At 34.2% G+C, this 24,668-nt stretch carries 24 protein-coding genes; 12 read left to right on the forward strand and 12 right to left on the reverse strand.

Features of this window, described 5'->3' with window-relative positions:
* Window positions 1-81: 81 nt before the first annotated feature.
* The 11 genes from A0O34_RS03470 to A0O34_RS03515 all read left to right on the forward strand — a co-directional run bounded on the left by A0O34_RS03470 (window position 82) and on the right by A0O34_RS03515 (window position 8,735).
* Entirely contained in the window at window positions 82-1,167 is a 1,086-nt protein-coding gene (locus A0O34_RS03470) for a porin (RefSeq protein WP_066751212.1), read from the forward strand.
* A gap of 124 nt (window positions 1,168-1,291) precedes the next feature.
* Window positions 1,292-2,404, forward strand: coding sequence for a histidine kinase (locus tag A0O34_RS03475; RefSeq protein WP_066759477.1), 1,113 nt, complete (start codon window positions 1,292-1,294; stop codon window positions 2,402-2,404).
* Window positions 2,405-2,409: 5 nt separating this feature from the next.
* Window positions 2,410-4,125, forward strand: coding sequence for a HAMP domain-containing sensor histidine kinase (locus tag A0O34_RS03480; RefSeq protein ID WP_066751215.1), 1,716 nt, complete (start codon window positions 2,410-2,412; stop codon window positions 4,123-4,125).
* 50 nt (window positions 4,126-4,175) lie between these two features.
* Entirely contained in the window at window positions 4,176-4,412 is a 237-nt protein-coding gene (locus A0O34_RS03485) for a hypothetical protein (protein ID WP_066751218.1), read from the forward strand.
* Entirely contained in the window at window positions 4,394-4,684 is a 291-nt protein-coding gene (locus A0O34_RS22050) for a type II toxin-antitoxin system RelE/ParE family toxin (RefSeq protein WP_082891239.1), read from the forward strand. The genes A0O34_RS03485 and A0O34_RS22050 overlap by 19 nt, the downstream gene beginning before the upstream one ends.
* A gap of 72 nt (window positions 4,685-4,756) precedes the next feature.
* A complete protein-coding gene (locus A0O34_RS03490; protein ID WP_066751220.1) occupies window positions 4,757-5,728 on the forward strand; it encodes a S41 family peptidase in 972 nt (323 codons plus the stop codon).
* A gap of 20 nt (window positions 5,729-5,748) precedes the next feature.
* Complete coding sequence (locus A0O34_RS03495) at window positions 5,749-6,216, forward strand: hypothetical protein (RefSeq protein ID WP_066751223.1); 468 nt, start codon at window positions 5,749-5,751, stop codon at window positions 6,214-6,216.
* 10 nt (window positions 6,217-6,226) lie between these two features.
* Window positions 6,227-6,781, forward strand: a complete 555-nt coding sequence (locus A0O34_RS03500) for an HD domain-containing protein (protein ID WP_228394348.1) — start codon at window positions 6,227-6,229, stop codon at window positions 6,779-6,781.
* Between the two features lie 28 nt (window positions 6,782-6,809).
* A complete protein-coding gene (locus tag A0O34_RS03505) occupies window positions 6,810-7,367 on the forward strand; it encodes a YdeI/OmpD-associated family protein (protein WP_066751226.1) in 558 nt (185 codons plus the stop codon).
* A 124-nt stretch (window positions 7,368-7,491) separates the two neighbouring features.
* Window positions 7,492-7,890, forward strand: a complete 399-nt coding sequence (locus A0O34_RS03510) for an immunity 22 family protein (protein ID WP_066751228.1) — start codon at window positions 7,492-7,494, stop codon at window positions 7,888-7,890.
* Window positions 7,891-7,985: 95 nt separating this feature from the next.
* Window positions 7,986-8,735, forward strand: a complete 750-nt coding sequence (locus A0O34_RS03515; RefSeq protein WP_066751231.1) for a DUF6000 family protein — start codon at window positions 7,986-7,988, stop codon at window positions 8,733-8,735.
* Between the two features lie 118 nt (window positions 8,736-8,853).
* Here the strand turns inward: A0O34_RS03515 and A0O34_RS22265 are convergent, their stop codons facing one another.
* The gene (locus A0O34_RS22265; RefSeq protein WP_157885938.1) at window positions 8,854-9,024 is read right to left on the reverse strand and encodes a hypothetical protein; all 171 of its coding nucleotides are present in this window, start codon (window positions 9,022-9,024) and stop codon (window positions 8,854-8,856) included.
* Between the two features lie 252 nt (window positions 9,025-9,276).
* On the opposite strand from A0O34_RS22265, the gene A0O34_RS03525 reads away from it, so the two are divergent.
* Complete coding sequence (locus tag A0O34_RS03525; protein ID WP_066751234.1) at window positions 9,277-9,912, forward strand: LysE family translocator; 636 nt, start codon at window positions 9,277-9,279, stop codon at window positions 9,910-9,912.
* 152 nt (window positions 9,913-10,064) lie between these two features.
* Here A0O34_RS03525 and A0O34_RS03530 read toward each other — a convergent pair whose 3' ends face one another.
* From A0O34_RS03530 to A0O34_RS03580, 11 genes are all read right to left on the reverse strand, one after another.
* Window positions 10,065-10,598: a hypothetical protein gene (locus A0O34_RS03530; protein WP_066751237.1), complete on the reverse strand. Its 534-nt coding sequence runs from the start codon at window positions 10,596-10,598 to the stop codon at window positions 10,065-10,067.
* 186 nt (window positions 10,599-10,784) lie between these two features.
* Window positions 10,785-13,634 (reverse strand): DNA polymerase I, encoded by a 2,850-nt coding sequence (polA, locus tag A0O34_RS03535; protein ID WP_066751239.1) that lies wholly within the window; start codon window positions 13,632-13,634, stop codon window positions 10,785-10,787.
* 204 nt (window positions 13,635-13,838) lie between these two features.
* Entirely contained in the window at window positions 13,839-14,228 is a 390-nt protein-coding gene (locus A0O34_RS03540) for a hypothetical protein (RefSeq protein WP_066751242.1), read from the reverse strand.
* 34 nt (window positions 14,229-14,262) lie between these two features.
* The gene (locus A0O34_RS03545) at window positions 14,263-15,528 is read right to left on the reverse strand and encodes a hypothetical protein (RefSeq protein ID WP_066751249.1); all 1,266 of its coding nucleotides are present in this window, start codon (window positions 15,526-15,528) and stop codon (window positions 14,263-14,265) included.
* Window positions 15,529-15,558: 30 nt separating this feature from the next.
* The gene (locus A0O34_RS03550) at window positions 15,559-16,080 is read right to left on the reverse strand and encodes a hypothetical protein (RefSeq protein ID WP_066751252.1); all 522 of its coding nucleotides are present in this window, start codon (window positions 16,078-16,080) and stop codon (window positions 15,559-15,561) included.
* 1 nt (window position 16,081) lies between these two features.
* Window positions 16,082-17,128: a hypothetical protein gene (locus A0O34_RS03555; protein ID WP_066751255.1), complete on the reverse strand. Its 1,047-nt coding sequence runs from the start codon at window positions 17,126-17,128 to the stop codon at window positions 16,082-16,084.
* Between the two features lie 4 nt (window positions 17,129-17,132).
* Window positions 17,133-19,313 (reverse strand): type VI secretion system Vgr family protein, encoded by a 2,181-nt coding sequence (locus tag A0O34_RS03560; protein ID WP_066751259.1) that lies wholly within the window; start codon window positions 19,311-19,313, stop codon window positions 17,133-17,135.
* Window positions 19,314-19,582: 269 nt separating this feature from the next.
* Entirely contained in the window at window positions 19,583-19,993 is a 411-nt protein-coding gene (tssD, locus tag A0O34_RS03565) for a type VI secretion system tube protein TssD (RefSeq protein WP_066751262.1), read from the reverse strand.
* Window positions 19,994-20,390: 397 nt separating this feature from the next.
* The gene (locus A0O34_RS03570; protein ID WP_157885939.1) at window positions 20,391-21,194 is read right to left on the reverse strand and encodes a hypothetical protein; all 804 of its coding nucleotides are present in this window, start codon (window positions 21,192-21,194) and stop codon (window positions 20,391-20,393) included.
* A 10-nt stretch (window positions 21,195-21,204) separates the two neighbouring features.
* The gene (locus A0O34_RS03575) at window positions 21,205-22,710 is read right to left on the reverse strand and encodes a hypothetical protein (RefSeq protein WP_066751267.1); all 1,506 of its coding nucleotides are present in this window, start codon (window positions 22,708-22,710) and stop codon (window positions 21,205-21,207) included.
* Between the two features lie 12 nt (window positions 22,711-22,722).
* A complete protein-coding gene (locus A0O34_RS03580; protein WP_066751270.1) occupies window positions 22,723-24,660 on the reverse strand; it encodes a type VI secretion system Vgr family protein in 1,938 nt (645 codons plus the stop codon).
* Window positions 24,661-24,668 lie beyond the last annotated feature (8 nt).

Raw genomic sequence — 24,668 nt, forward strand, 5'->3', positions numbered from 1 at the left:
ACTTACTATAGGCTCGAAATAATTAACTTTAATTGTTTCGAGCTCTTAAAACAATAACCATTGCTAAAAAGAAATTTGAAAATGAAAAAGTATATTGTCATTGGGCTTATGTTGGGTGTATTCTTTCCGAAGGCACAGTCTGCGGATTCGATGAAAATTGGCAATAAGATCACCTTTTCTGCTTATGCAGAGCTTTTTTACAGCTATGATTTTAATGAACCGGCCAGCCATAACCGTCAGGATTTTCTATATTCATACAACCGTCATAATGAGTTGAATCTTAATTTAGGACTTGCAAAAGCTTCTTATCAAAGCGACAATCTTCGGGCCAATTTAGCTTTAATGGCCGGAACTTACGCTCAACATAACATGGTTGCGGAACAAGAGGCATTACGATATGTAAATGAAGCCAATATTGGAATTAAAATTTCAAAAAACAAAAACTTATGGATCGATGCGGGAATCATGCCTTCTCACATCGGTTGGGAAAGTGCAATCGGAAAAGATAACATAAATCTCACAAGAAGTTTGGCTGCAGAAAATTCGCCTTACTTTGAAACAGGAGCCAAAGTTTCTTATACCTCAGACAGTGGAAAATGGTTTGTAAGCGGATTGGTTCTAAACGGATGGCAACGTATCGCAAAAGCTGAAGGCAATCAAAGTATTTCTTTTGGGCATCAAATTACATACAAACCGAATGATAAAATTACGTTGAACAGCAGTTCATTCATCGGAAATGACAAATCAAAAGAAGAGAAAAAAATGCGTTATTTCCATGATTTGTATGGAAGTTTTCAGGTAACAAAACAGTTTTCTACCATTCTTGGTTTTGATATCGGAGCCGAACAAAAATTAAAAGGAAGCGAACAGTACAACATTTGGTATACTCCGAATATGTTGATGAAATATCAATTAAACGATAAATGGGCTCTGGCAGGAAGACTAGAATATTACAACGATAAAAACGGAGTGATCATCAACACGAAAACGCCCAACGGTTTTCAGACTTTCGGATATTCGTTAAATGTAGATTACGCGATCTTAAAGAATGTTGTGTTCCGTACAGAAGCAAGAGGTTTTACGTCAAAAGATGCGATCTTTGTAAAGAACGATGAACTTAAACAAGGAAATTTTTTTATTACAACAAGTTTAGCCGCTTGGTTTTAAAAAGCGGGAAGTTTGAGGTTGGATGCTGGAAGTTATCGTTATGTGATATTTACTCCCAACATCCAGCTTCCGCCTTCCAACACTACCTATGTTTCAAAAAATAAAATTAAAAAGAATAAAATCAATGTCATCATCAGCAAAGCAATTTTTAGAGCTCATTCAAAAATCCAAAAAAGGGAAATTTAAGATCTATATTGGGATGAGTGCAGGTGTTGGAAAAACGTTCCGAATGCTTCAGGAAGCCCATGCTTTGTTGCGAAATGGTATTGATGTAAAGATTGGCTACGTAGAAACCCACGGAAGAGAAGAAACCGTAGCTTTAGTAGATGGAATTCCTGAAATACCTCGAAGATCTGCATTTTATAAAGGGAAAAACCTTGAGGAAATGGATCTTCAGACGATTATCAATGAACATCCGGAAGTTGTTTTGGTGGATGAATTGGCACATACGAATGTGGAAGGTTCAAAAAACAAAAAAAGATGGCAGGATGTGTTGGAAATCCTTGACAACGGTATCAATGTCATCAGTGCAATGAATATTCAACATATTGAAAGCTTAAATGAAGAAGTAAAAAAAATCACAGGAATTGAAGTTTCAGAACGCGTTCCCGATAAAATTTTGGCGTTGGCAGATGAGGTGGTGAATATCGATTTAACCGCTGACGAACTTTTAACCAGACTGAAAGAAGGTAAGATTTATAAAAAGGAAAAAATTCAGACCGCTTTAAATAATTTCTTCCAAAGCGGACATATTTTACAGCTTCGAGAATTGGCTTTAAAAGAAGTTGCCACTCACGTTGAAAAAAAAGTGGAAACAGAGGTTAAAACAGAAAATTTTAAACCTATAAAATTTCTCGCATGTATCAGCAGTAACGAAAAAATTGCTAAAAATATAATCCGAAAAACCTCAAGATTGGCGAGTTATTACAATAGTCCGTGGACAGTTTTATATGTGCAGAAACCATCTGAAAATCCTGAAAAAATAGCCTTGGATAAGCAAAGATATTTGATTAATAATTTTAATTTAGCACAGGAATTAGGCGCAAAAGTGATCCGAATAAAAGAAAACAGTGTGCATAAAGGAATTTTAGATTATGTAGTTGAGCATAATATCACCACGGTCTGCATCGGAAAACCCCATGCAAAGCTTTGGCAGAGACTTTCCGGCTACAGCTGGATCTACACCCTGATGAACCGATTGAATGAGCGACAGATCGATATTATTATTTTATCTTAAACACAATGAAAATTAAAACCAAACTTACCCTCGGCGTAGGTCTTTTATTCTTACTGATCGTTTTACTTTCGGTGATCGGTTCTGTGTATATCAATAAATTAAAATCTGATACCGAAAAAATTCTTACCGCCAATTACAACAGTTTAGAATTCTCCAAAAACATGTTATTGGCGCTGGATAAAATAAGTACAGACAGTGCGATTGCCATCAAAGATTTCAAAAAAAACAATGCTTTACAGGAAAAAAATCTCACTGAATTTGGTGAAAAAGAAGCCACTCAAAATCTTAATCTGCATTTCGACAGCTATTTAAAACAGCCCACCAACGAAAAAGAAAAACTTATCCGAGAAGATCTGGCTAAAATCATGTCGCTGAATATGAAAGGCATTGAACGTAAAAGTGATATCGCCATTATTACCGCAGAAAATGCCACTTTTTGGATCGTAAGTATTGGAACAGTTTGTTTTCTGATCGCTTTTACTTTGTTGTTTAATTTACCTCAAACCATTGCAGAACCTATTAATCAACTGACTTTCAGTATTAAGCAAATTGCGAATAAAAATTATAATGAAAGGGTTCATTTTAAAGGAAGTGAAGAGTTTAATGACCTTGCCAATTCTTTCAACATCATGGCGGAAAAGCTGCAGGAATATGAAAGCAGCACCCTTTCTACCCAATTGATGGATAAAAAAAGGATTGAAACGTTGGTTAATAATATGCACGATGCTGTCATCGGTTTGGATGAAAATCATTTTATCTACATGATCAACGATGAAGCTTTAAAAATTACCAACCTTAGAAAAGAAGAAATCATCGGAAAAACTGCTCATGAAGTGGCAATTAACAATGATTTGGTAAGAGAACTTTTAAAAAACATCGATCATCCTGTAAAAGAACCGATAAAAATTGTCACCGATAATAAAGAGAATTATTTTGAACAGGAAATTGTTCCCATCAACATTGTAAAAACCGGAGAAAAAGAGAAAAAATACATCGGAAAAGTAATTTTACTCCGAAATATTACGCCTTTTAAAGAATTGGATTTTGCTAAAACTAATTTTATTGCAACGATTTCTCATGAATTAAAAACACCAATTTCTGCCATAAAAATGGGCGTTCAGTTATTAGGAAATCAAAAATTCGGAGAACTGAATGACCAACAAAAAGAATTATTGAAAAGCATTAACGAAGACGGACAGCGTTTATTAGATATTACTGGAGAACTCCTGAATCTATCACAAGTTGAAACAGGAAATATCAGATTACATATTGAAAGTTGTTCGCCGAGAAACATAGTTCAAACCGCCATTAAAAATGTTGAAAAACTAGCTGAACAAAAAAACATAGCCATTAATTTTCAATATAATTTAGAGAAAAACAATTTTGTTTCTGCCGATTTTGACAAAACAGTTTGGGTGATGAATAATTTCCTTAGCAATGCAATCAAACATTCTTTTCAGGACGAAAACATTCAGATTTTGGTTGAAAAATCAGATTCATATGTAACATTCAGCATCACAGATACAGGAAGCGGAATTGATGAAAAATACCATCGTCAGATTTTTGACCGTTATTTTCAGGTTCCCGGAGAGCATCAAAACGGAACAGGTTTAGGCTTGGCGATTTCCAAAAATTTCATTGAAAAACAAAATGGAGAAATTGGTGTGAATAGCTCGCTGAATCAGGGAAGTACTTTTTATTTTAAGTTGCCTTTGGTGTAGAATAAATATTTAAAATAAAATTTTCTAAATTTGAATTAAATTCACAGCAGATGAAAACTTCAGATTTAAAAATCGATTTAATAAACAGGATCACCCAATTAAAGGAAATCCGACTTATCGAAGAGATTCAAAAACTTTTAGATTTTGAATTGGATCAGAATGATTATATCCTTAACGACTCTCAAAAAGACAGAATTGCCGAAGCGAGAGAAGAATATAAAAGTTCCGCATACCTTACGGAAGATAAAGCCAATCAAGATATTGAAGAATGGCTAAAAGAAAAGTAATCTGGACACTCAAAGCCAATATCGAAAGAAAAGAAATTCTTGAATATTGGATTCTTAGAAACAAATCTAAAACCTTCAGTATAAAACTTAACAAGCTAATTGTTGAGACCATTAAACTATTAGCAGAACATCCTACAATTGGCAGAAAAACTGACATTAAAGATGTTAGGGTTAAGATTATTAGAGACTATTTGATTTTCTATGAATTTTCAAAATCTGAATTAATTATACTTTCAATCTGGGATGGAAGAAGGGAGAAAAATATTTTATAAAAAAGCAATTATACAAAATACTGTTAGCGAATATTATAAGTATCTTCGATTCATTAAAACTAATCAATACTTATGAAAAGAATTCTTCTCTTCACATTATTTAGCCTGTCCCTTTTTACAGGAAAAATATATTCACAGGAAACTCCGACTTCTTATGTTGGAAAAGCCATTCAGCTCATGGAGCAAAATTCTGTTAATAAAAAGAGTATCGATTGGCCGGCAATAAAAGAAACCTATCTAAAACAAGCTAGCGAAGCGAAAACCATTAGAGAAACCTACCCTATCATTAGAACGATTCTTGGAAAATTGGGCGATCAACATTCAAAACTTTATGAGCCTGAAGTTATTGAAGCGTATTTAAAAAGATTTAAAGAAGTTGGCGTGGAATTTCCTTATCCAAAAGACAGTCTGATCGATCGTAACATGGCTTATATCACGGTATCCGCCATCGGAAATATGAATCAGGATGACTGGAACGAATATGTACAGACTTTTTTCGATAAGGTGAAAAAATTAGATCAAGCCAACCCAAAACTTTGGATCATTGATCTTAGAGACAATGAAGGCGGAATGTTTTCTCCTATGTTAAAATCGATTCGTCCTTTTCTAGATACCGATAACGCATCAGGATCTATGGATAATTCTGGAGCGATAAGCTTTTTCATGAGTAAAAATGATGGTATTTATTTCGGAAAACAAAAAATAGGTGCAATTCCTATTTCGGATATTAAGATCACGAATAAAAACAAGCCAATTTATATTTTAACCAATAAAAAAACGTCAAGTTCAGGAGAATTTGTTGTGGCTAGCTTTAAAGGACAAAAAAATGTAAAAATTGTAGGCTGTAATACGCAAGGATTAACCTCAGATAATTCGGAATTTAAATTGCCAGACAATGCCTTTTTAGTGATTACGACAGGGACTTTAATTGACCGAACAAAATATCCTTATAAAGAAATTGGAAAAGGAATTTCTCCCGATATTGAAGTTAAAAGTGATCAATTAAACGATTATATCAGCAAAATAAAAGACTCAAAATTTTAATTCTAAACATCGAATTTCACATGACTTATTTCAAAACCATATCAACAGTTTTATTCATCTTAGTATTCCATTTTCAAGGATTTGGACAGGCTTTTTCACTGGAACAGCTAGAAAAATTCAACAAAATGGATATGGCATCATTTAAGGTTGAAATTAAAAAGATGAAATATTCTTATTATGATAAAGCTGAAAGCTCAGAATTCAATTTATACGAATACGATAGTCCGGATTTTCAATATAAGATCGGGAAATTTGAATATACAAATGAAAAATCGGCAGATCGAGTTGAGTTTCAGTTTAAAAATAAAAATGAGTATGATCAATACTTAAAAACAATAACCGATTTAGGCTACAAAAAAACCGAAACCGGAAAAATTCCTGGCGGAGAAACCTTTGTCGATTATTTTAAAAATAAACTTCACATTAGGTTTATTTTCCCACCAGCAGGACAAGAGAATGAACCTTATACTATTTTAGTTTTTAAGTAAATTTGCTTTAATGAGCAGTTTAATCACCAAACAAATGAGCATTCAGGATATTTATCAGAAAACTATAAAATTTGCAGCGCAAAAACATACAGATCAAAACCAAACCATTCCGGGAACTGATCTTCCTTACATTGTTCATTTGAGTAATGTTGCTATGGAAATCTTACTAGCTTCCGAACGATCAGAAAATTTTGATGGTAAATTAGCTGTTCAGGTTGCTTTACTTCATGATGTTCTGGAAGATACTCCAACCACGTACGAAGAACTTGAAAATAAATTTGGTCAACCCGTTGCCAAAGGAGTTTTAGCATTAACCAAAAATGCAGATCTGGAAAAAGATCAAAGGATGATGGATAGTTTAAACCGCATCAAAAAGCTTCCCAAAGAAGTTTGGGCTGTAAAATTGGCGGATAGAATTACAAATCTTCAACCACCACCCGCTCATTGGTCTGAAGAAAAGATCAAAAAATATAAACTGGAAGCGGAAATCATTCTCAAAGAACTTCATGGTGGAAATGAATATTTGGAGAAAAGGCTGGAACAGAAGATTAAAGAATATAATTAATAGAAAGTAAGTTATCAAAAATTTAAAAATAGACGCCATTTTTTTTGCCACACCCAATGACTTCAGAGAATGGCTTGAGAAAAACCATAAAACTGAAAAAGAACTTTTGGTAGGATTTTATAAAGTCGGAACCAAAAAACCGTCCATGATCTGGTCAGAAGCCGTGGATCAGGCATTATGTTTTGGGTGGATCGACAGTGTGAGAAGATCTATTGATGAAGAAAGCTACAGCAATCGTTTTACCCCAAGAAAACCTACAAGTATCTGGAGCGTTATCAACATTAAAAAAGTGGAAGAACTGACCAAAGCCGGATTAATGAAACCCGAAGGTTTAAAAGCATTTGAGCTAAGAAAAGAAGAAAGATCTGCCATTTATTCTCACGAAAAAGAATTAGCTGTTCTCGATCCTACTTATGAAAAACAATTCAAAGCCAATAAAATAGCTTGGGAATTTTTCAATAATCAGGCGCCTTCATATAAAAAAGTTATGCTTCATTGGATCATGAGCGCCAAACAAGAAAAAACGAGAATTTCAAGGCTGGAGAAAACGATTCAGGAGAGCGAACTAGGTAAAAGAATACAATAAAAATTTCCCCAAAATACAAAATCAATACATGTAAGAATCCCTAATAGCCGTATTTTCTGTTGAAAGGTTTACAAATATTGTCATAACTTTGAGGTCAATTAAATTAAAAGAAGATAAAACATTTATGGATACGCAAATACTAGATTTTTGGATAGGAAATTTTAGCAGTGAAGAAGATTTTGAAGACTTCGTGAATGAAGATGAAAATTTTTATGTGGAAGAAGAATCTGATGAAACCCATAATTCAAAATTTGCAGAATCTCAGGATACGATCTGGCTGGATTATGATTTTGTAGAATATGGTTTTGATGACACCAACAATAATATTTACGATAAATTTTCAGAATATTCTTTTGCAGATCAATGGCTTCCTACTTTAGTGAGTCGGATCAATGAGCTCCAAATTAAAGCTGACATCAATTCTTTGATTTTTCTAAATAGCGGACAAATTGCAAAACCCGTTTCTGTGGAAGATGAAATGTTTAGCTTGGCTTATCTTGGGAAGATTGAGTTTAGTGTTTAAGAAAAATTTAGTAAAGAAAGTTATCATCTTATCATTAAATTAGAAAAGATAAATATTCTTTGAAAAATTTAATTAATCTTGGATAATCATTAAAAATGAACGACGACTTAAAAAATCAAATTAAACTGCATTCAGCAGGAGCTACAGTTAGACATTGGTCAGTATTTGAACATTTGAAAAGTCATAGAAATGATTTTGAGCTTGATCAAGAGTTTATCAATAAATGGGTACTTCCCTTTTACATGAAGATAAGAAGTATCAACGACACATCATGGATTGAAAACATAAAACAACTTAAAGATGAAATAACCGAAGAGGTAACATTAGCGCTTCTTGGGGATTTTAACTGGAGAACAAGATTGGTGGGTGCATATTTGTCTGCAATTAAAAATTATGAAAACCAGATAGACATCATTGGAGTTCACTTGTTGAAAAGTGAAGTATGCTATGTCGGGGATCTTTACTCTCTTGTTTTCACTTTTTATAATCAACCAAAAACAAGAGAATACCTTAATCAATACCTCAACCATTATCTGCAAAAGCCTGAACTTTATTTTGATCAGGATAGTGTTTTAGAAAGTATTATTTATCTTGATAAAGTTAATGATACCAATGATTTTTCAAAACATTTAGAAAGTTGGAAAAAAATGAATGAAAGCAGAAATGAACTTTCTAAAATAAGAAATCTTCAAGTTGCAAAAATATTAGAAGAACAAGAGGGAAAAGATAAATCTGATGAATATATTAAAGCGATAAACGGTTTTATTCCGAATCATGATTTAAATATTCAGCATATTTCAAAACAAATCGAGATACTAAAAGAGCTCAGAGAATATTGTAAATAAAAAGATAAACACAACATTTGAAAAAAAAGATTTCCTTCATAAAATCCAAAATCATCTCATTTTTAAAGAAGAATGGAATTTCATTTTTCATAGTATTTATTGCAACATTTTTGCAGACCTATTGGGCGATGGGAAGACTTTCGGATAACACTTCTAGTGGCTGTTTAGATTGTAGTTTTTTTGAAGATGCATTTTTTATTTCGTTGCTGATAGGCTTTTTTCTTTCTATCCTGTTTTCAATATTCTCGTTACTCAAAAATTTATATCTGAAAATAGTAATAGAATTCATTCTTCTTGTCGCTTTATGGCTATTCTGGAACTATACAATTTTCGTAGAAAGAGAATCTTCTTGGAGTACTTATTTGTTCAAGGAAGAAATATATATCACCATTTTGCAGTCGATTTTGCCGGTTATTATTTTGGGTTGCATTTCTATTATCTTATTACATTTTAAGGAGATAAAAACTAAATTAGCAATTTTTAAATCATTAAAATAAGCCTGAATTCTTATCTTTGCACCGCAAAACATTGATAAAAAAATATGATCCCATTTCACGATCTTTTCTTTTTTGCCTTAGCTGCCCTTGTCTTAGTTATTAGTCCGGGACCGAATATGATTTATTTAATTTCCAGATCTTTAACACAAGGAAAAAAGGCGGGTTTGACGTCACTTGCAGGTGTAGTTTGCGGATTTTTATTCCATATTGTGATGGTTTCTTTTGGACTGACGGCCGTGTTATTTGCAGTGCCTTATGCGTACATTGTTTTAAAGACACTTGGGACAATATATCTTTTATATCTGGCTTATCAGGCAATTAAACCCAACAGTAAAAATATTTTTGAGGGTGACCAAAACATTTCGATTGACAGACCAAGAAAATTATTTGCAGTCGGTTTCTTCACCAATGTTCTCAATCCCAAAGTTGCCGTTTTCTATTTATCCTTTTTTCCACAATTTATAAAACCTGAATATGGCTCAATTTTCACTCAAAGTTTGGAGCTTGGAATCACTCAGGTTTTCATAAGCTTTACTGTCAACTTTATCATCGTACTAACTGCGGCAAAAATAGCCCTGTTTTTCGCTAAGAATCCTGTCTGGATCAAAATACAGAAATGGTTTATGGCGAGTGTGTTGGTTTTTCTTGCGGTGAAAATGGCGATTTCGAAAGCGAAATAAAAAAAGTATAAATTATTTAAAGCTTTAAAAATAATAATTCTATTGAAGATAAAAATTAAGCACCTGTTTTACAGGTGCTTTTATATGTACATTTAATCCTACCAAAGAGAAGTTTTTATAATTAAAAAAATCAATTTTGAGAACTTAAATTTTTACCATAAATCCGGGAAGTGAGTATAATTTGCTCCTGTATTGGTTGTCTGAATTATCGCTGAAGGATTAAATTTATATTGATTAAAAATTGCCATTGACGGAATCCATCTTAAAGTATTTCCTTCTCTAAAAAAAATTTCGCCAGTATTCGGATTTTGCAACAAACCATTATCTGCATAAATTGGCGCACCTACAGACGTTTGGGTAACATCAACCATAGTCTGAGTAGATGGAAATTCATATCTAAATGTATGATCAGCAAATAATCCATCCCAAGTCATTGGTGAATCAATATGTCTCCAATATCCCTGAAACTTAATATAATACATAGTATAGTTAACCGAACTTCCAGGTGGACTATAATACGTTTTTACTAAATCTCCATTATTTGAGGCATAAAATGGGGTTTTTTGTGTTAAACCATTGTTTGAAGAAAACTTATTTTCTTGAACTTGTGGATTTTCCATTAAATCATCATCATGTGAACAAGAAACAGCCATGATTAAAGGAATAATTAAAAGGATTTTTTTCATTTATTTTATAATTACAGCTGCAAATATAAACTAAAAAAACAAATCTCAAAAAAGTGATATATATTATTTTAACAATTTAAATCATTAATCAAAATAAAAAACATCGTAAGAACAAAAAACTTCCGCTATTAGCGAAAGTTTCTATTATTTGGAAAAATTATTATAGATGAATAATTTAATTTATTTTTAATGCGCTTCCAGCCAGTTCTTGCCTACCCCAATCTCCACCAACAACGGAACCTGCGTTTCAATGGCATTTTCCATTTCAATTTTAATAATATTTGTAGCGACTTCAACCTCATCAATTGGAGCTTCAAACACCAATTCGTCATGAACCTGAAGTAACATTTTTGTCTGAAGTTTTTCTTTTTCCAGTTCTTTTTGGATTTTAATCATCGCCATTTTCACAACGTCTGCAGCACTTCCCTGAACAGGAGCATTGACGGCATTTCTTTCGGCGTGACCTCTCACCACAAAGTTTCCTGAGTTAATATCTTTTAAATGACGCTTTCTTCCTAAAATAGTTTCAACATAACCAATCTCACGGGCTTTATTGACCTGTTCAGCCATGTATTGCTTCAACTTTGGATAGGTTTCAAAATAGGCTTCGATCATTTGTTTAGCTTCCGTTCTCGACAAACCGGTTTGCTCTGCCAATGCAAAAGCACCCTGACCATAAATGATTCCAAAGTTTACTGTTTTGGCCTGACTTCTCTGAGTTTTGGAAACTTCTTCCAATGGAATGTTAAACAGTTTCGCAGCCGTCGAAGCGTGAATATCTTCACCATCCTGGAAGGCTTTTATCATATTATCTTCACCTGAAATCTCGGCAATCAAACGAAGTTCGATTTGTGAATAATCGGCAGAAATAATCTTCTTTCCTTCTGCTGAAACAAACGCTCCACGAATTTGCTGACCTCTTAATGTTCGGATCGGGATGTTCTGTAAATTAGGGTTTACACTCGCCAAACGACCTGTCGCAGCTGTGGTTTGTGAGAAATTGGTATGAACACGATCATCTTTGTCGATCTGTGATGGCAACGCATCAACATACGTCGATTTTAATTTCTGATAGGTTCTGTATTCAAGAATATGCTGAATAATTTCGTGCTTTGAAGCTAACTTCTGCAATACATCTTCCGAAGTCGCGTATTGACCAGTTTTGGTCTTCTTAGCTTTCGGATCAAGCTGCATTTTTTCAAATAAAACTTCACCCAATTGTTTTGGCGAATTCATATTGAACTCTTCTCCCGAAATCTCAAATATTTTAGCTTCTAATTGTCTTAAATCATTTTCAAGATCGATGCTTTCCTGAGCCAACCATTTTTCGTCCAGAGAAATTCCGGATAATTCCATTTTAGCTAAAACTTCCATCAACGGCATTTCGATATTGAAGAAAAGATCTTCTAAATTTTCTTTCTTTAATTGAGGCGCAAACAATTCATACAATTGGAAAGTTACATCTGCATCTTCCGCTGCATAATCAGTCTGTGTTCTCAGATCTGCATCTCTGAAAGTTCCCTGATTTTTTCCTTTTTTACCGATAATGGTTTCAATGGAAACAGGTTTGTAATTTAAATAGACTTCTGAAAGATAATCCATTCCATGTCTTCCGTCCGGATTTAGAAGATAATGGGCGATCATGGTGTCGAACATTGCTCCTTGAACGGTAATATCGTATTGCTTTAAAATTTTATAATCGAATTTCAGATTGTGAGCGATTTTAAGCAAGTCTAGTTTTTCAAAAAATGGTTTGAAAATTTCCAATGTTGCCAAGACTTCCTCCCTGTTTTCAGACAAAGGAATATAGTACGCCAGGCCTTTTTTGTAAGAAAAACTCATTCCTACCAATTCGGCTTCCAGTTCATTCAAAGAAGTTGTTTCTGTATCAAAACAAACCGCTTTTTGGTTCAATAAGTTTTGAACTAAAATTTTCTGAGCCTTAGGATTATCCACAAACTGATATAAATGTTCATTCTGCTCAATACTAGATTTTGTGGAAGTTGCCTGATCCAGTTCTTCAAAATTGGCAAAAAGATCAAGCTGACCAATCTGCTTCGCTACTTTTTGTTGAGGCGTTTCTGTGGATTGAGAAACTTCTTCACCGTTTGCAGGTGCATCTTTAGCCACAACTTCTGTTTGAGAAGGGGCAAAAGCACGGTAAAGATTTTCATACAATCTTGTGAATTCTATTTCGTCAAAGACTTTTTTTGCTTTTTCAAAATCCGGAGTCTCAAGATCATATTGCTCCTGGTGGAATTCTACAGGCACATCACAAATAATGGTTGCTAATTTTTTAGATAAAATTCCGCGCTCGGCAGAAGCTTCTACCTTTTCTTTAAGCTTACCTTTTAATTTATCTGTATTGGCCAAAAGATTTTCTATGCTTCCGAATTCTTTCAGAAATTTCATGGCAGTTTTTTCTCCAACACCGTCTAATCCCGGAATGTTATCTACTGCATCACCCATCATTGCTAAGAAATCGATCACCTGTTTTGGATCTTCAATTTCATATTTAGCTTTGACTTCTTCAACACCTAAAATTTCAATTTCACTTCCTTTTAAACTGGGCTTGTAAATTTTAACTTTATCGGTCACTAATTGTGCAAAATCTTTATCAGGCGTCACCATAAATGTCGTGTACCCTTCTTTTTCTGCTTTGCATGAAATCGTTCCTATTACGTCATCCGCTTCATAACCTTCAACTCCCAAATAAGGAATATGCATCGCCTCTAAAATCCTGTGGATGTATGGAATAGCAATCTTAATGGCTTCCGGAGTTTCGCTTCTGTTGGCTTTGTATTCTGCAAAGTCATCGGTTCTTACACTTGCCTGTCCGACATCAAAAACCACAGCCAAATGAGAAGGTCTTTCTCTTCTGATCAATTCGATCAATGAATTGGTAAATCCAAAAATTGCAGAGGTGTCTATTCCTGTGCTCGTTATTCTCGGACTTCTGATCAATGCGTAATATCCTCTAAAAATCATCGCATAAGCATCGATGAGAAATAACCTTTTATCTTGTGTTGCCTCCATATTTTCTATAATGAACAAATATAAGAAAAAGTGTTTTCTTTTGTTCTCATTTTATGCTCAAAAAAGACCGCCAAAGTATGACGGTCTTTTGTATATTTTATTGATGTATAGATTTTATTTTTTTTGAATATTAGCTTTAAATAATATTCTTTAACGCAAATTCCGCGAAGATTTTTCAATGAGATCAAATTGTGGATAACTTTTTTATTCTTTAACAGGAGTCAGTTCAAGACGGTCTTTATCAATTTTAAAATTATATGTTCCGTTTAATGTTTTTGGCTCATCGCAACCGCTGGACATATCTGCTGATCCTTCACTAATGTTTACTTGATTTGTATCGTACATGCTGTACGTTCCGATCATGTGAAAACAAGAATTCCCGTTGTGAATTTTTCTATCCTCAAATTGAAGAAAATAAAACTTAGGTTGCTCATCAGGAAATTTAATCCATTTTGCTTTTTTTAAAATAGCGCTTCCGTCAGCGTTCATTTTTTCAACTTCCCAGGTTGTTTTGGCAAGCGGATTGGTTTGAGCTTTTACAGTCGTGATCAATGAAAATACAATGATGATGAAAGTGAAAATAAGTTTTTTCATATTGAGATATTTAGAGATTAATTTTTTCAATTCTTTAAGATTCTGCCCGTACACTTATGCTTGATGTATCATCTTTTACAGCGTTTTCAGCTAGTTTTCTTCTGGCGTTTTCTGAAAAATACCCGCTTATTAACGGTACAAAGAATAAGGCAACGGAGGCACCTTTTGTCAATAAGGAATTCTCATTGCTTGGAGACCATCTGTTCTTTTTGATCTGATCATCGAGATGCGATATTGCATTATCTCTCATCTGAGGTCTCAGCCTTATGGGTTTAGAATTCGGGCTTCTTTTTATTTCGTTAAAAACATCCGGTCTTTTTTGCTGAATGCTTTTTATTAAAGCTCTTGCTCTTGGGCTATTTCTGAGCTGTACTTTATTCATTTTAGACAGTTGATCAAACTGTGCTTTTAAGGCTTTATCTTCAATGATTATTTTTCCTGTTTTATACAACTGTACCACGTTGGCTAAGTCTTTAACACTTGGCGGAGCTCCTGATAAAACAGTATTTTTGGTGGTTTCCCCTGTTTCTTTTGCTACAGTATTCGGATCAGTGAAGTCTTTTTCATCAGCTTTATTCATTCTCTGATAGATATCGTTGTTTGCATACGCTTCATTCCCTCTCATGACTTTGCTTTGATACAATGTCATTGCGTAGGTAGCTCCCATCCCACCGACTGTAAACAGAAATCCCGATTTTGTAAATACACCTTTCATGGCCTTTAAAAATCCGCCACCTTTTCCCATAAAAAAACCTGTAGCAATGGCTGCAACTGTTGTCACAGCTGTTTCTTTCATGTTTTCAAAAGCAATAGCTTTAGCTGTCTGAACTGCTACATCATAACTTATAATGGGCTGTAATATCCCGCCACTGTCACAAGTAAGCATGGAAGCCTCTGTTATTGCTATCTGTTTATCAAAAGTTACATTAGATTTTTCGTTGATCCATTTTCCGGATTTCAGAGGACCTGTACAATCGTGCGTGATAATGGCGATCGCTGCCGATGCTATAAGAACCGCTGCACAAACTCCTGCCACAACCCAGCCAATAGGATTGGATGCCAATATTAACCCAACAACTAAACCTCCTATCGCCATCCACATATTCATAGGTTTTTTGCAGATAAATTTTTCTTTTGTATTTCGGTCACCAATTGTGAGAAAAATAAGGTCTTTGTCTCCTTTATATAAAACAGAGAACTGCTGCCTCTCATATTTTGTAGCAATGAGTTTCTGAGGCCCTGTATTTTGCTGGAAAGTACATACGACCCATGTATTTTGGGGAATATAAGCTTTACTCATAATGTATTCAATAAAGGGTTTTTAAATATTTTAATTAAAACCATACTGGATATAATAATGTAGTTTGTAAACAACCGCACAGATCAACAATCCTACAAAAGGTAATATCAAATGGCCATATTGTAAATAATTATCATAAGAGATCTTTTTCTCCGGAATATTATTGTTCCTGAAAAATTCTTTGATATTTTCCTGTTGTTCCTTCTCTACATATACAGCTTCATTTTTTTCTTTTGTCTTAACCCTAAGCATTATTAATTCATTTAAGGGTAAAGAAATATAATAGTTTTCTACTGCAGATAAAGCAACGGGAATATTATCAATCTGAATTTTTCCCTCACTGAAATTGATCTGCACAGCTTTTTTCTTTAACTGATCAATAATAAAAGCATATGTAGCACCACCTACAGACAGATATAAAATAAAACGGAATTTCTCAAAATAAGAGCAAATAAAAATTACAATTGCAAAAACGGGAAGCCATAAATAAGCCGTTCTCAAAATCGTCTGATGATAATATCCCTTAGCTGTAAATGGAAGTTTTTTGCTCATATTATAATTCTATTCTTCTTAATTCAAATTTAGTGATTGTCTCATAATTATTTTTCACCTGTTCTTTAATGGAAGCAGTAGCATTGATCATAAATCCTGTTTCGTTTTGTATTGTATACGTGATTCTGTATATAAAATTAAATTCAGTAAAAGAATACTTAATAATTGGCTGATACATTTCCTGATAAAGCTTAATGATCTCGTTTTCGTTTACAGAATTTTTATCAAGAGTTCCTGCAAGACGGTATGTAGTTGCATTCCCTTCATTGGAGACAATTGTTTTAGAAACATCTGTATTAAGTTTTATATTTGGAAACAACTGAGATTGCTGCGAAATTCTAAAATCATCATTATTTTTCAGATTTGCTTTAAGTAAAATATGATAAAAAAGATTTTTACCTAAAACAGCTCCCAATTCTTTTTCATTAGAAAATTCTTTATTTCCGTTAGCGATAAAATCCTCGATCGTTTCCGGGGCTCTGGCTTTCATTTCATTATAAAAAGGAATTTCTTTAGATTTATTATTAATAAAATTCGACCATTTATCTGATAATTCGGAAAGATTAATGATACTGTTTATTTCTGCTTTCTCATTTTGAGTAAAAACCACGTTATTCCTTACCAATTCTATTTCTTTTATCAGATTAAAAGCCGGTTCCATTTCCTCTGGCTGAATAGAATTCACATAATCTTCCAGCGTTACAGCAAATATATTATCAGAATTTTCTTTTTTTACACTTAAAAGATATTGTGTTTTTGTTTGTGACGAAAAGCTTGGTTTACCGTCGATTACAATTACATTATTCTGTTCACACCTGTATCTTGCTTTTTTTTGAAAACTTATATTTGAAATTTCAATGTTTTGAGAAATTCCGGCTTCCAAAAACAAATATTTTAGATGAATAGGAAGTGAGCTCCCGATAATGGTATTTGTCAGTCCGCAATTATCATTATGGAAATTCACAAGATCTTTAATCGATATTCCTTCTCTTTCTGCAATTAATTCTAAAGTATCTCCTTTTTTTATCTCGTATTTAATTACTTCCATGATATTAGTTTATATCGACCTGTCCACCTTTTATTTTTACATTGCTGTCTACGATCATTCCCGGAGCACCTCCTGTTTTTCCAACTTCTGTGGTGGTTGATCCTATCACTTTCGTGGTTTCTCCTTCAACGTTAATATTTTTTGAGTGAACTGTAATACTTGTCCCGGTTATTTCAATATAGCTGTCACCAACTCTCAACGTAACTTTTTGAGCTCCATTAAGATCAATAACTCCATCTTTATCCATTGTGAGAACACTTTGCCCTTTTCCGACATCAGTGCTGTGTTTTGCTCCCGCGTTTACACAGTTATTATTTCCTACTGTTACTGTTTTATCATTATTGGCGTTGGTTGTAGCATTTCCGGCACCGTCGAATTTCATATTAGCACCGCCCTGATCGGTAAGGAAAACTGAGCCTTCGCCATCATTTAGTTCTAATTTATTTCCGCTGCGGCTGCTTAAACTTTTTATGATATTATTTTGTCCGCCTCCCGCTCCAATGGCGCCATGAAACATTCCTCCCATTACAAAAGGACGGTCAGGATGCTGATGAACAAAATTAATAATCACCTGATCATCAATTTCAGGAACTGCCATAAAGCCTCGGTTTTTATTCACTTTATCGCTGCTTCCCGCATCGGGAGTCATTACTCGGATAAATTCTGTGGTTGATGATCCGCTTTGCCAATCAAACTGAACCTGTACACGTCCCTGATTCATAGGATCTGTATTGGAGGTCACTTTTGCAAACTGAGCTTCGGCTTTTGGCAACTGGAATTCCGGACGTGGAATAAATCCGGTATCTGAAGCTATTGCATCGAAAGTTCCTGTGTAATATCCTCTTGCATCAACTTCATGATTTACTTCAACAATCATTAATTTAGTGAAATAAGAAGTCTGATTGGTATCTGTTTTACGCATTTCAATGTCTGCAATGCATCCCGGATACAAAAATGGAACTGTAGTTGCTCCAGAGGTAACAAATACGTTAGAAGCTTTACTTCCTGCGGTTCCTTTTTGGGAAGCATCAATATCCATAAAGGATACTGCTTTTATGGGAGCAACCCTCAACGAAGGAGTTTGAAAGGTTTTTTCCGAGATTTCGTAAGCTCTTTTAGCAATATCTGAGGTATGACTTATTTTTGATCTTCCTGTTGTGAGTTTTTCATTTTTACTGCTGTTATAGCCATAAAAAGTAGGATTAACGTGCTGTGCTTTCATTTTAATTTTAACATCATTCACGCTGCTTCCGTAGGTAAGTTTCACAGGTTTTTCCTGTGGCGGAAGTTTTCCGAAATGCAGAACTTCGCCGTCATAATAGAATTGTTCGCCATATGCTTCCGCAATTCTGGCCAAATAATTATAATGTGTTTCTTCGTACTGAGAGCTGTACGTAACATTTCCATGTTGTGCGTCTACTCTGTAATCGAATTTATTTTGTCCTAATCCTTCTTTAATAACCTGATCGGCAATGCTGTTCAAACTGATTTCCTGTGCACCACCAAAACTTTGAATATGCGGAGCAGCGTCCAAAAGAACCGTCGGACTTGAACCTGTAAGAACAATATTTCCAAGACTTCCTTTTTCCTGACTGAAGCCTACTTCTGTAATAACTCCGACAAAATTCCTTTCCGGGCCATCTTCTATATCTTTATATTTGAAAACTACCGTAATACGTTTTCCTAAAAAATTCTGAGCTTCTTCAAGATTATGATTTTCGGTATTTCCTAAGCTGTCGTGAGCCAACATTAAACTAAATTCGTGATGCTTAACAGCACTTTGAGTCAGTTTAAAATGCTTAAAATGCTTTACCGTTTTTCCTTCAATAATGATTTCAAGTTTCACCACACGATTGATCCCCGAAATTTGACTTTGGGGAATCGCTGATGCATTATGTATTTTGGAAGTCGGCTGTTTAGACCAGACTTTATCTTCTATGATTGATGGATTATTTGGCGAAACGACCTGGTTCATAAACATATTTGAACCTTGCGAAACTGTAGAATAAGTTTGTTGGGCTTTCGCAACTTTTTGGGTTGCTTTTTGTGCTGCGCCATTTACTTTTTGAAGTTTTTCTTCAGTTGCCTTTATTACTTTTGCTTCAGCCTTCTCCTGTATCTGAGAAACAGGGTCTTTTATACTTTTGGGGCCTTGTATCTTTGTTGATTTGTTATCCTGAAACATGATATTTTGTGTTTTAATTAAATGGTGATATTAGACTTGATATGAAGTACTTACAGCACATATCAAACCAAAATATTTTAATTTTAAAATTAAATATCAATTTATTTTAATTATTATAACAAACAAATTTTATAATATTTAATACTTAAAAATTAAATCTGAATAATTTTATTTCAAGTCATTATGACAGAAACAAAAAAACAGAATAGCCACTTTGTGAAGTGCACTATTCTGTACCAATTTTATTTTTACTAAGATGATTGTAACTGTTAGTTAGTGCCTCCTGGCCAGATACCTTCGTAAGCAGAATTACCATAGTTGATTTTTTCTGCGCTTACAATAAAGCTGATCAACATACTGTTTTCGTCTACTGCGTCGAAGTCTACTTCATGCTGAATTACGTATCCGTTTTCCCAGTTCAAAGTAATTAATGTACCTTCTTCGTGAGATTTGTTGAAAGTGATTTCTCCGCTTGTTGGTTTGTACTTCCCGTTTAGTAAGCTTTCCAGAATGTCTGATTTTTCTGTTGCTTCAATCGTAAGTTTGATGATTGCATTTGAAGGGTCTGATGCTACACGTCCTGAAACGTCTGTAGATCTTGATACGCTATAATTTAGCCTTAATAATTTTTGACCTTCGCTACCGTTGAATTTTAAGATTCCTCTTGAATTTGCTGCCATGTTTTGTAAATTTTAATCGTTAATATTTTGTGATTTGTGATTGATTTCTATAGCAAAGATATACTCCTTATTCCTGTCCTGAAAGTTTTCTACCCTCAATCTGAATTTTTGTAGTATTTCTACGATTTGATGTAGTAATTCTACTACTTTTGATTTAAAATTATTGAAAATTTCCTTTATTAAAAGGATTTAGTTGTAATTTGTTAATATTGAATTAATACATATTTTCACACTTAATTGGGAAATATTAAGTTTTATTTAAGATAAAATTAACAATTATTAACATTCTGTTTTTTCTTTTTCGAAAGATTTAAATTTTTTCGGAATCGTTATTTAAATAAAAATGCCCTATTTTAGAAATAAGGCATTTTAATATTCTTTAAAATTTTCAATCAATTTACTCTATGATATTATTGATATTTTTAGTTTTATCAATATCTGAAGGTTTAAAGCTGATCTTTGTCAAAATAAATTTTGAATTGTTCTTTTCGATATCTACAAGGTCATTATTTAATAATAAAAATTTAAACCCAAAACCTGTGGACTTAGAAGAGCTGTCTTCTAACTGAACAATCATTTTATGATCACCCTGATCTGCCACAGATTCTTTAGAAGAGACATTTACTGATGCTTCCAGAGCTTTTTTGCTGTCAAGACTGACCATCGAAATATAATACAATCCACTGTTTCCTCTGAGATGTTTTGAAAGGCCGTAAATTGTACTATTAACCAACTTCACATCCTGAAAATCTTCACCAAGCAATTCGGTGTCCATTGGCGACAATTGATATTTTTTTACAGGAATAATTGTTTTGGAGCCATTACCCGATAAAGGATAGATCTGCACATCAACCTGCCCGAATTTATCCAACAGAAATACTAAATTATCACCATTTTTAAAAACCGAAATCACTTTTAACTGTTTATAAAAATCAGGTCTGTTGGCAAACGGGCTGTATTCCTTTAATTTTTGTTTATTGATCTTGAAATTATCAACTGTTTTATTTTCTTTGCCTTTAATTTTAAACTCCCAAGCAAAATTATCGTTGCCATTGCTGACAAAGCACTCAACAGAAATATTTTTATCTAATTCTTTGGAAAATATCAATTCGGCATCTGTATTCATATTAGATTTTATATTGGTTTGACATGAGACAAAATTTAGTAAGAAAACTAATATTAAAAAAAGTATTTTTTTCATAACATTCTTTTTAGTTAGGAATAACCTGTTTAGTCAGCTCTTTCTGCATATTGGTGATCACAGTCTTATATTTATAGTTATTCTTTTTTACCGGAGTAAGATTATAAGCAACAAACGGTTCTATATATTTTCCGGTCTGAGGTTTATACACTATAGCGTCTATCAGTGGATTGGCTGGATCTACTTTACCATACAAAATCCCACTTAAAGCTTTCCCAGAATAATCTTTTAATAAATCATCATCATTTGGAAAAGTTTTAGCCGAAGTTAAGCCATAAGAAGGGTCAAAATATTTGTTTCCGTATTTGGTAAATACATGATCCCAGAATAAATTCAGCGGAACATTTTTCAGATCCTGTGCCCGTTGTTTTATGTCAACAGGTGCCGCAGGGTCATTTATCGTCCATTCTTTAACTAAAAACAGGGAATTTTTATATCCGCTGCTATCCGTAGTTCCTGTCGGGAATATTACAAAATCATCAAACTTACCTCCAAATAAGGTATCAGATTGTATCTTGCAAATATCCTGCAAAAATGAACTCCATTCTCCACATCTTGCCTCACCATATTTTATTAAATATCTTACGCCCCGATATCGCATACTGCTTGCATGTAATGAACTGGTATTCCGCCAATATCCCATAGCTCCTTTCACACGGGCTCTTTCAACATTTAAAGATTTTATGTGATTGAAAACATTGTTCATGATTTCATCGGCATTTTTAGATCCTTTTCCAAACTTGCAGCCAAGATACAGGAATGTTTCTAATATGCTTTCTTTACTATTTGCTTTATTGATAATCATCTTGTTTCCATCTTCTGCGGTATATTCACCACCTCTGCCCGATGACATAGATAACTGATTGTACCCAGGATTTCCAATTGTAAGATAAAAACAAAACTTGACACTTCGCATTGGTACCCAATTGGTTCCGTCTTCTGAATATTCAAAATTGAGGGTGAAGTTTTCAAAATACTGTACCGTATCTTTATAAGGTTTTGTATCACAGGTAAAGGTTAGCTCATGTTCCTCATCCTTATTTTTTTTAGGATGCTGCTGTTCTTTAAAAATATACTTATTATTAGCATCTTTTATCCTGATTTTACAAGCCAGCGGACCTTTTGTTTTAAAGGTAGCCGTGAGCACAAAATTGTCGGTGCTTGCAAGGGTTATCGGTAGAGGATCAGGTTTGTTTTTATCATCAGCGTTTGTTCTAAGACTGAGCCAATGATAATATTTTCCTTTGTCTTCTAATATCCAGAAGTTTTTAAACTCATCAAAAGCATTAACCTCATCATGACAAATGTCAAAAGTTGTATTGATTTTAATTTTAATAAGGTCTAAACTTCCCAATGACGGAGGTGCAGCACTTTTATTATAGCTCACCCCTTTTGCAATACCTTTTTGTGCAAATTTGTCTGCAGAAGTGTTTACAATACTTTTTCCGGCAAAAACTTTGGCATCACCTCCGGTTGTCTCTATATAATCACCACCTATGTAAGATTCTTTGCCCATTTTACAAAAGATTTAGTAATTTTTAGATTTCTGTCCTGAGTTGTTCTGCACTTCTTTTTCAGCGTGTTGCTCAAAAGTTCCCTGACTTTGCGTGGTAATTTGTCCGTTGGCCACACGTAATCTGTCTTTTTCGGTATGAGATTCTTTATTTCCCTGAATAAATTCCGTCATTTTTCCGGTTACGTTAGTAATAAAATCTGCTCCGGTAGAAACATACTTCATAGAACCTATGCTTTCGCTGTGATTCATCATAATAGTATCCATTTTATTCACTCCGACGTTTGTCGTCATGTTTTCACCGACATTGATATTCATATTTCTGCAATTCAAAGTCATTGTTTCGGGAGCGGTAATTGTGATATTGCTTCCTGTGGTGTCTAAATGAATTTCATTCCCTGATTTATCTGTAATAATAATGCTCTCATCTTCTGTGAAAACCACTCTGTGACCGCTTCTTGTCTGGATTGATTTTACCCTGTTATCAACTCCGCCGCCTAATCCAACTCCGCCATGAAACATTCCCCCCATTACGAAAGGTCTGTCTGGATGGCTGTGAACGAAATTAACCATCACCTGATCTCCAACTTCGGGAATGGCAACATAGCCTCTGTTTTGGCTGATTTGATCTGTTCCTCCCGCATCAGGACTCATCATTCTGATGAAATGTGTTGTATCATTGGTTTGCCAGTCAAATCTAACCTGAACTCTTCCCTGTCCTTCCGGATCTGTATTTGAAATTACGGTTGCAATTTGCGGTTCAGCTTTTGGCATTGTGAATTCTGGTTTCGGTAAAAATCCGGTGTCTGAAGCGATACCTTCAAAGCTTCCGGTGTAATGACCGATCGTATCAATTTCATGGGTTGTTTCGGTTACCATGATCTTGGTGAAATAAGAACTTTCATTAGTATCAACCTTTCTCATTTGAACATCAGCCACGCAACCCGGATGCAAAAACGGAACCGTTGTATTTCCTGATAATAAAAATACATTTACAGCTTCACTTCCTGCTGTACTTTTTTGAGAATATTCTACATCAAGATGCGTTGATGCTTTAATTGGCGCTACCTGAAGTGCAGGGGTCTTGAAAATTTTATCATTGTGCTCGTAAGCGGTTTTTGCTAAATCACTTTTATGCTGAATCGGTGTTGCTCCGGAAGTCAGTTTTTCATTTTTACTGCTGTTGTAGCCGTAAAATTGAGGTTTTGTATGATTTGCTTTTAATTCAACCTTAATATCATTGGCGTTACTTCCGTAAATAAGTTTGATCGGTTTATTCTGAGGCGGAAGTTTCCCGAAATGCAGGACTTCACCATCATAATAAAACTGTTCACCATAGGCTTCTGCCATTCTTGCCAGATAATTGTAGTGCGTTTCGTCGTATTGGCTGCTGTAAATGATCTGAGAATAGTCATTCGTATCAACTCTGATATCAAAACGGCTTTTATCAATTCCCTGTTTGATAACTTCTTCAGCGATAATTCCCATATTGACAGGTTTATCACCCCCAAAACTTTGGATATGACAGGCTCCGTCCAATAAAATGGTCGGACTAAAACCAGAAAGAACAATATTTCCGAGGCTCATTTTCTCCTGACTGAAACCAACTCCTGTAATAACTCCAACAAAATTTCTTTCAGGGCTGTTTTCTATGTCTTTGAATGAAATGACTGCTGTCAGACGTTTTCCGAGAAATTTATTAGCCTCTTCCAAGGTATGGTTTTGATTATTTCCTAACGTGTCGTGCGCCAAAGTGAGCGTAAACTCATGATGCCGCTGTGCGCTTTGTTTCAGTTTGAAGTGTTTGTAATACTTGATTACTTTACCTTCAATGACCAAAGATAATTTCACCAGCCTGTTGATCCCAGCGTGGTGGCTTTCCGATACACCGTCTGCATTCTGTGACGGACGATAGGAAGGGCTTTTCAGTATATTTTGTGATTCTGTTTTCATATTACCTG

The sequence above is a fragment of the Chryseobacterium glaciei genome (assembly GCF_001648155.1).
Taxonomy (GTDB): domain Bacteria; phylum Bacteroidota; class Bacteroidia; order Flavobacteriales; family Weeksellaceae; genus Chryseobacterium; species Chryseobacterium glaciei.

Bases quoted from the DNA above. Each gene is read 5' to 3' on its own strand.
- A0O34_RS03510 (WP_066751228.1), top strand. From the start codon at position 7,492: ATGGATACGCAAATACTAGATTTTTGGATAGGAAATTTTAGCAGTGAA.
- A0O34_RS03540 (WP_066751242.1), bottom strand. From the start codon at position 14,228: ATGAAAAAACTTATTTTCACTTTCATCATCATTGTATTTTCATTGATC.
- A0O34_RS03500 (WP_228394348.1), top strand. From the start codon at position 6,227: ATGAGCAGTTTAATCACCAAACAAATGAGCATTCAGGATATTTATCAG.
- A0O34_RS03570 (WP_157885939.1), bottom strand. From the start codon at position 21,194: ATGAAAAAAATACTTTTTTTAATATTAGTTTTCTTACTAAATTTTGTC.
- A0O34_RS03550 (WP_066751252.1), bottom strand. From the start codon at position 16,080: ATGAGCAAAAAACTTCCATTTACAGCTAAGGGATATTATCATCAGACG.
- A0O34_RS03545 (WP_066751249.1), bottom strand. From the start codon at position 15,528: ATGAGTAAAGCTTATATTCCCCAAAATACATGGGTCGTATGTACTTTC.
- A0O34_RS03530 (WP_066751237.1), bottom strand. From the start codon at position 10,598: ATGAAAAAAATCCTTTTAATTATTCCTTTAATCATGGCTGTTTCTTGT.
- tssD (WP_066751262.1), bottom strand. From the start codon at position 19,993: ATGGCAGCAAATTCAAGAGGAATCTTAAAATTCAACGGTAGCGAAGGT.
- A0O34_RS22050 (WP_082891239.1), top strand. From the start codon at position 4,394: ATGGCTAAAAGAAAAGTAATCTGGACACTCAAAGCCAATATCGAAAGA.
- A0O34_RS03470 (WP_066751212.1), top strand. From the start codon at position 82: ATGAAAAAGTATATTGTCATTGGGCTTATGTTGGGTGTATTCTTTCCG.
- A0O34_RS03495 (WP_066751223.1), top strand. From the start codon at position 5,749: ATGACTTATTTCAAAACCATATCAACAGTTTTATTCATCTTAGTATTC.
- A0O34_RS03580 (WP_066751270.1), bottom strand. From the start codon at position 24,660: ATGAAAACAGAATCACAAAATATACTGAAAAGCCCTTCCTATCGTCCG.
- A0O34_RS03515 (WP_066751231.1), top strand. From the start codon at position 7,986: ATGAACGACGACTTAAAAAATCAAATTAAACTGCATTCAGCAGGAGCT.
- A0O34_RS03575 (WP_066751267.1), bottom strand. From the start codon at position 22,710: ATGGGCAAAGAATCTTACATAGGTGGTGATTATATAGAGACAACCGGA.
- A0O34_RS03480 (WP_066751215.1), top strand. From the start codon at position 2,410: ATGAAAATTAAAACCAAACTTACCCTCGGCGTAGGTCTTTTATTCTTA.
- A0O34_RS03525 (WP_066751234.1), top strand. From the start codon at position 9,277: ATGATCCCATTTCACGATCTTTTCTTTTTTGCCTTAGCTGCCCTTGTC.
- A0O34_RS03560 (WP_066751259.1), bottom strand. From the start codon at position 19,313: ATGTTTCAGGATAACAAATCAACAAAGATACAAGGCCCCAAAAGTATA.
- A0O34_RS03485 (WP_066751218.1), top strand. From the start codon at position 4,176: ATGAAAACTTCAGATTTAAAAATCGATTTAATAAACAGGATCACCCAA.
- A0O34_RS03490 (WP_066751220.1), top strand. From the start codon at position 4,757: ATGAAAAGAATTCTTCTCTTCACATTATTTAGCCTGTCCCTTTTTACA.
- A0O34_RS03555 (WP_066751255.1), bottom strand. From the start codon at position 17,128: ATGGAAGTAATTAAATACGAGATAAAAAAAGGAGATACTTTAGAATTA.
- A0O34_RS22265 (WP_157885938.1), bottom strand. From the start codon at position 9,024: ATGAATTCTATTACTATTTTCAGATATAAATTTTTGAGTAACGAGAAT.
- polA (WP_066751239.1), bottom strand. From the start codon at position 13,634: ATGGAGGCAACACAAGATAAAAGGTTATTTCTCATCGATGCTTATGCG.
- A0O34_RS03475 (WP_066759477.1), top strand. From the start codon at position 1,292: ATGTCATCATCAGCAAAGCAATTTTTAGAGCTCATTCAAAAATCCAAA.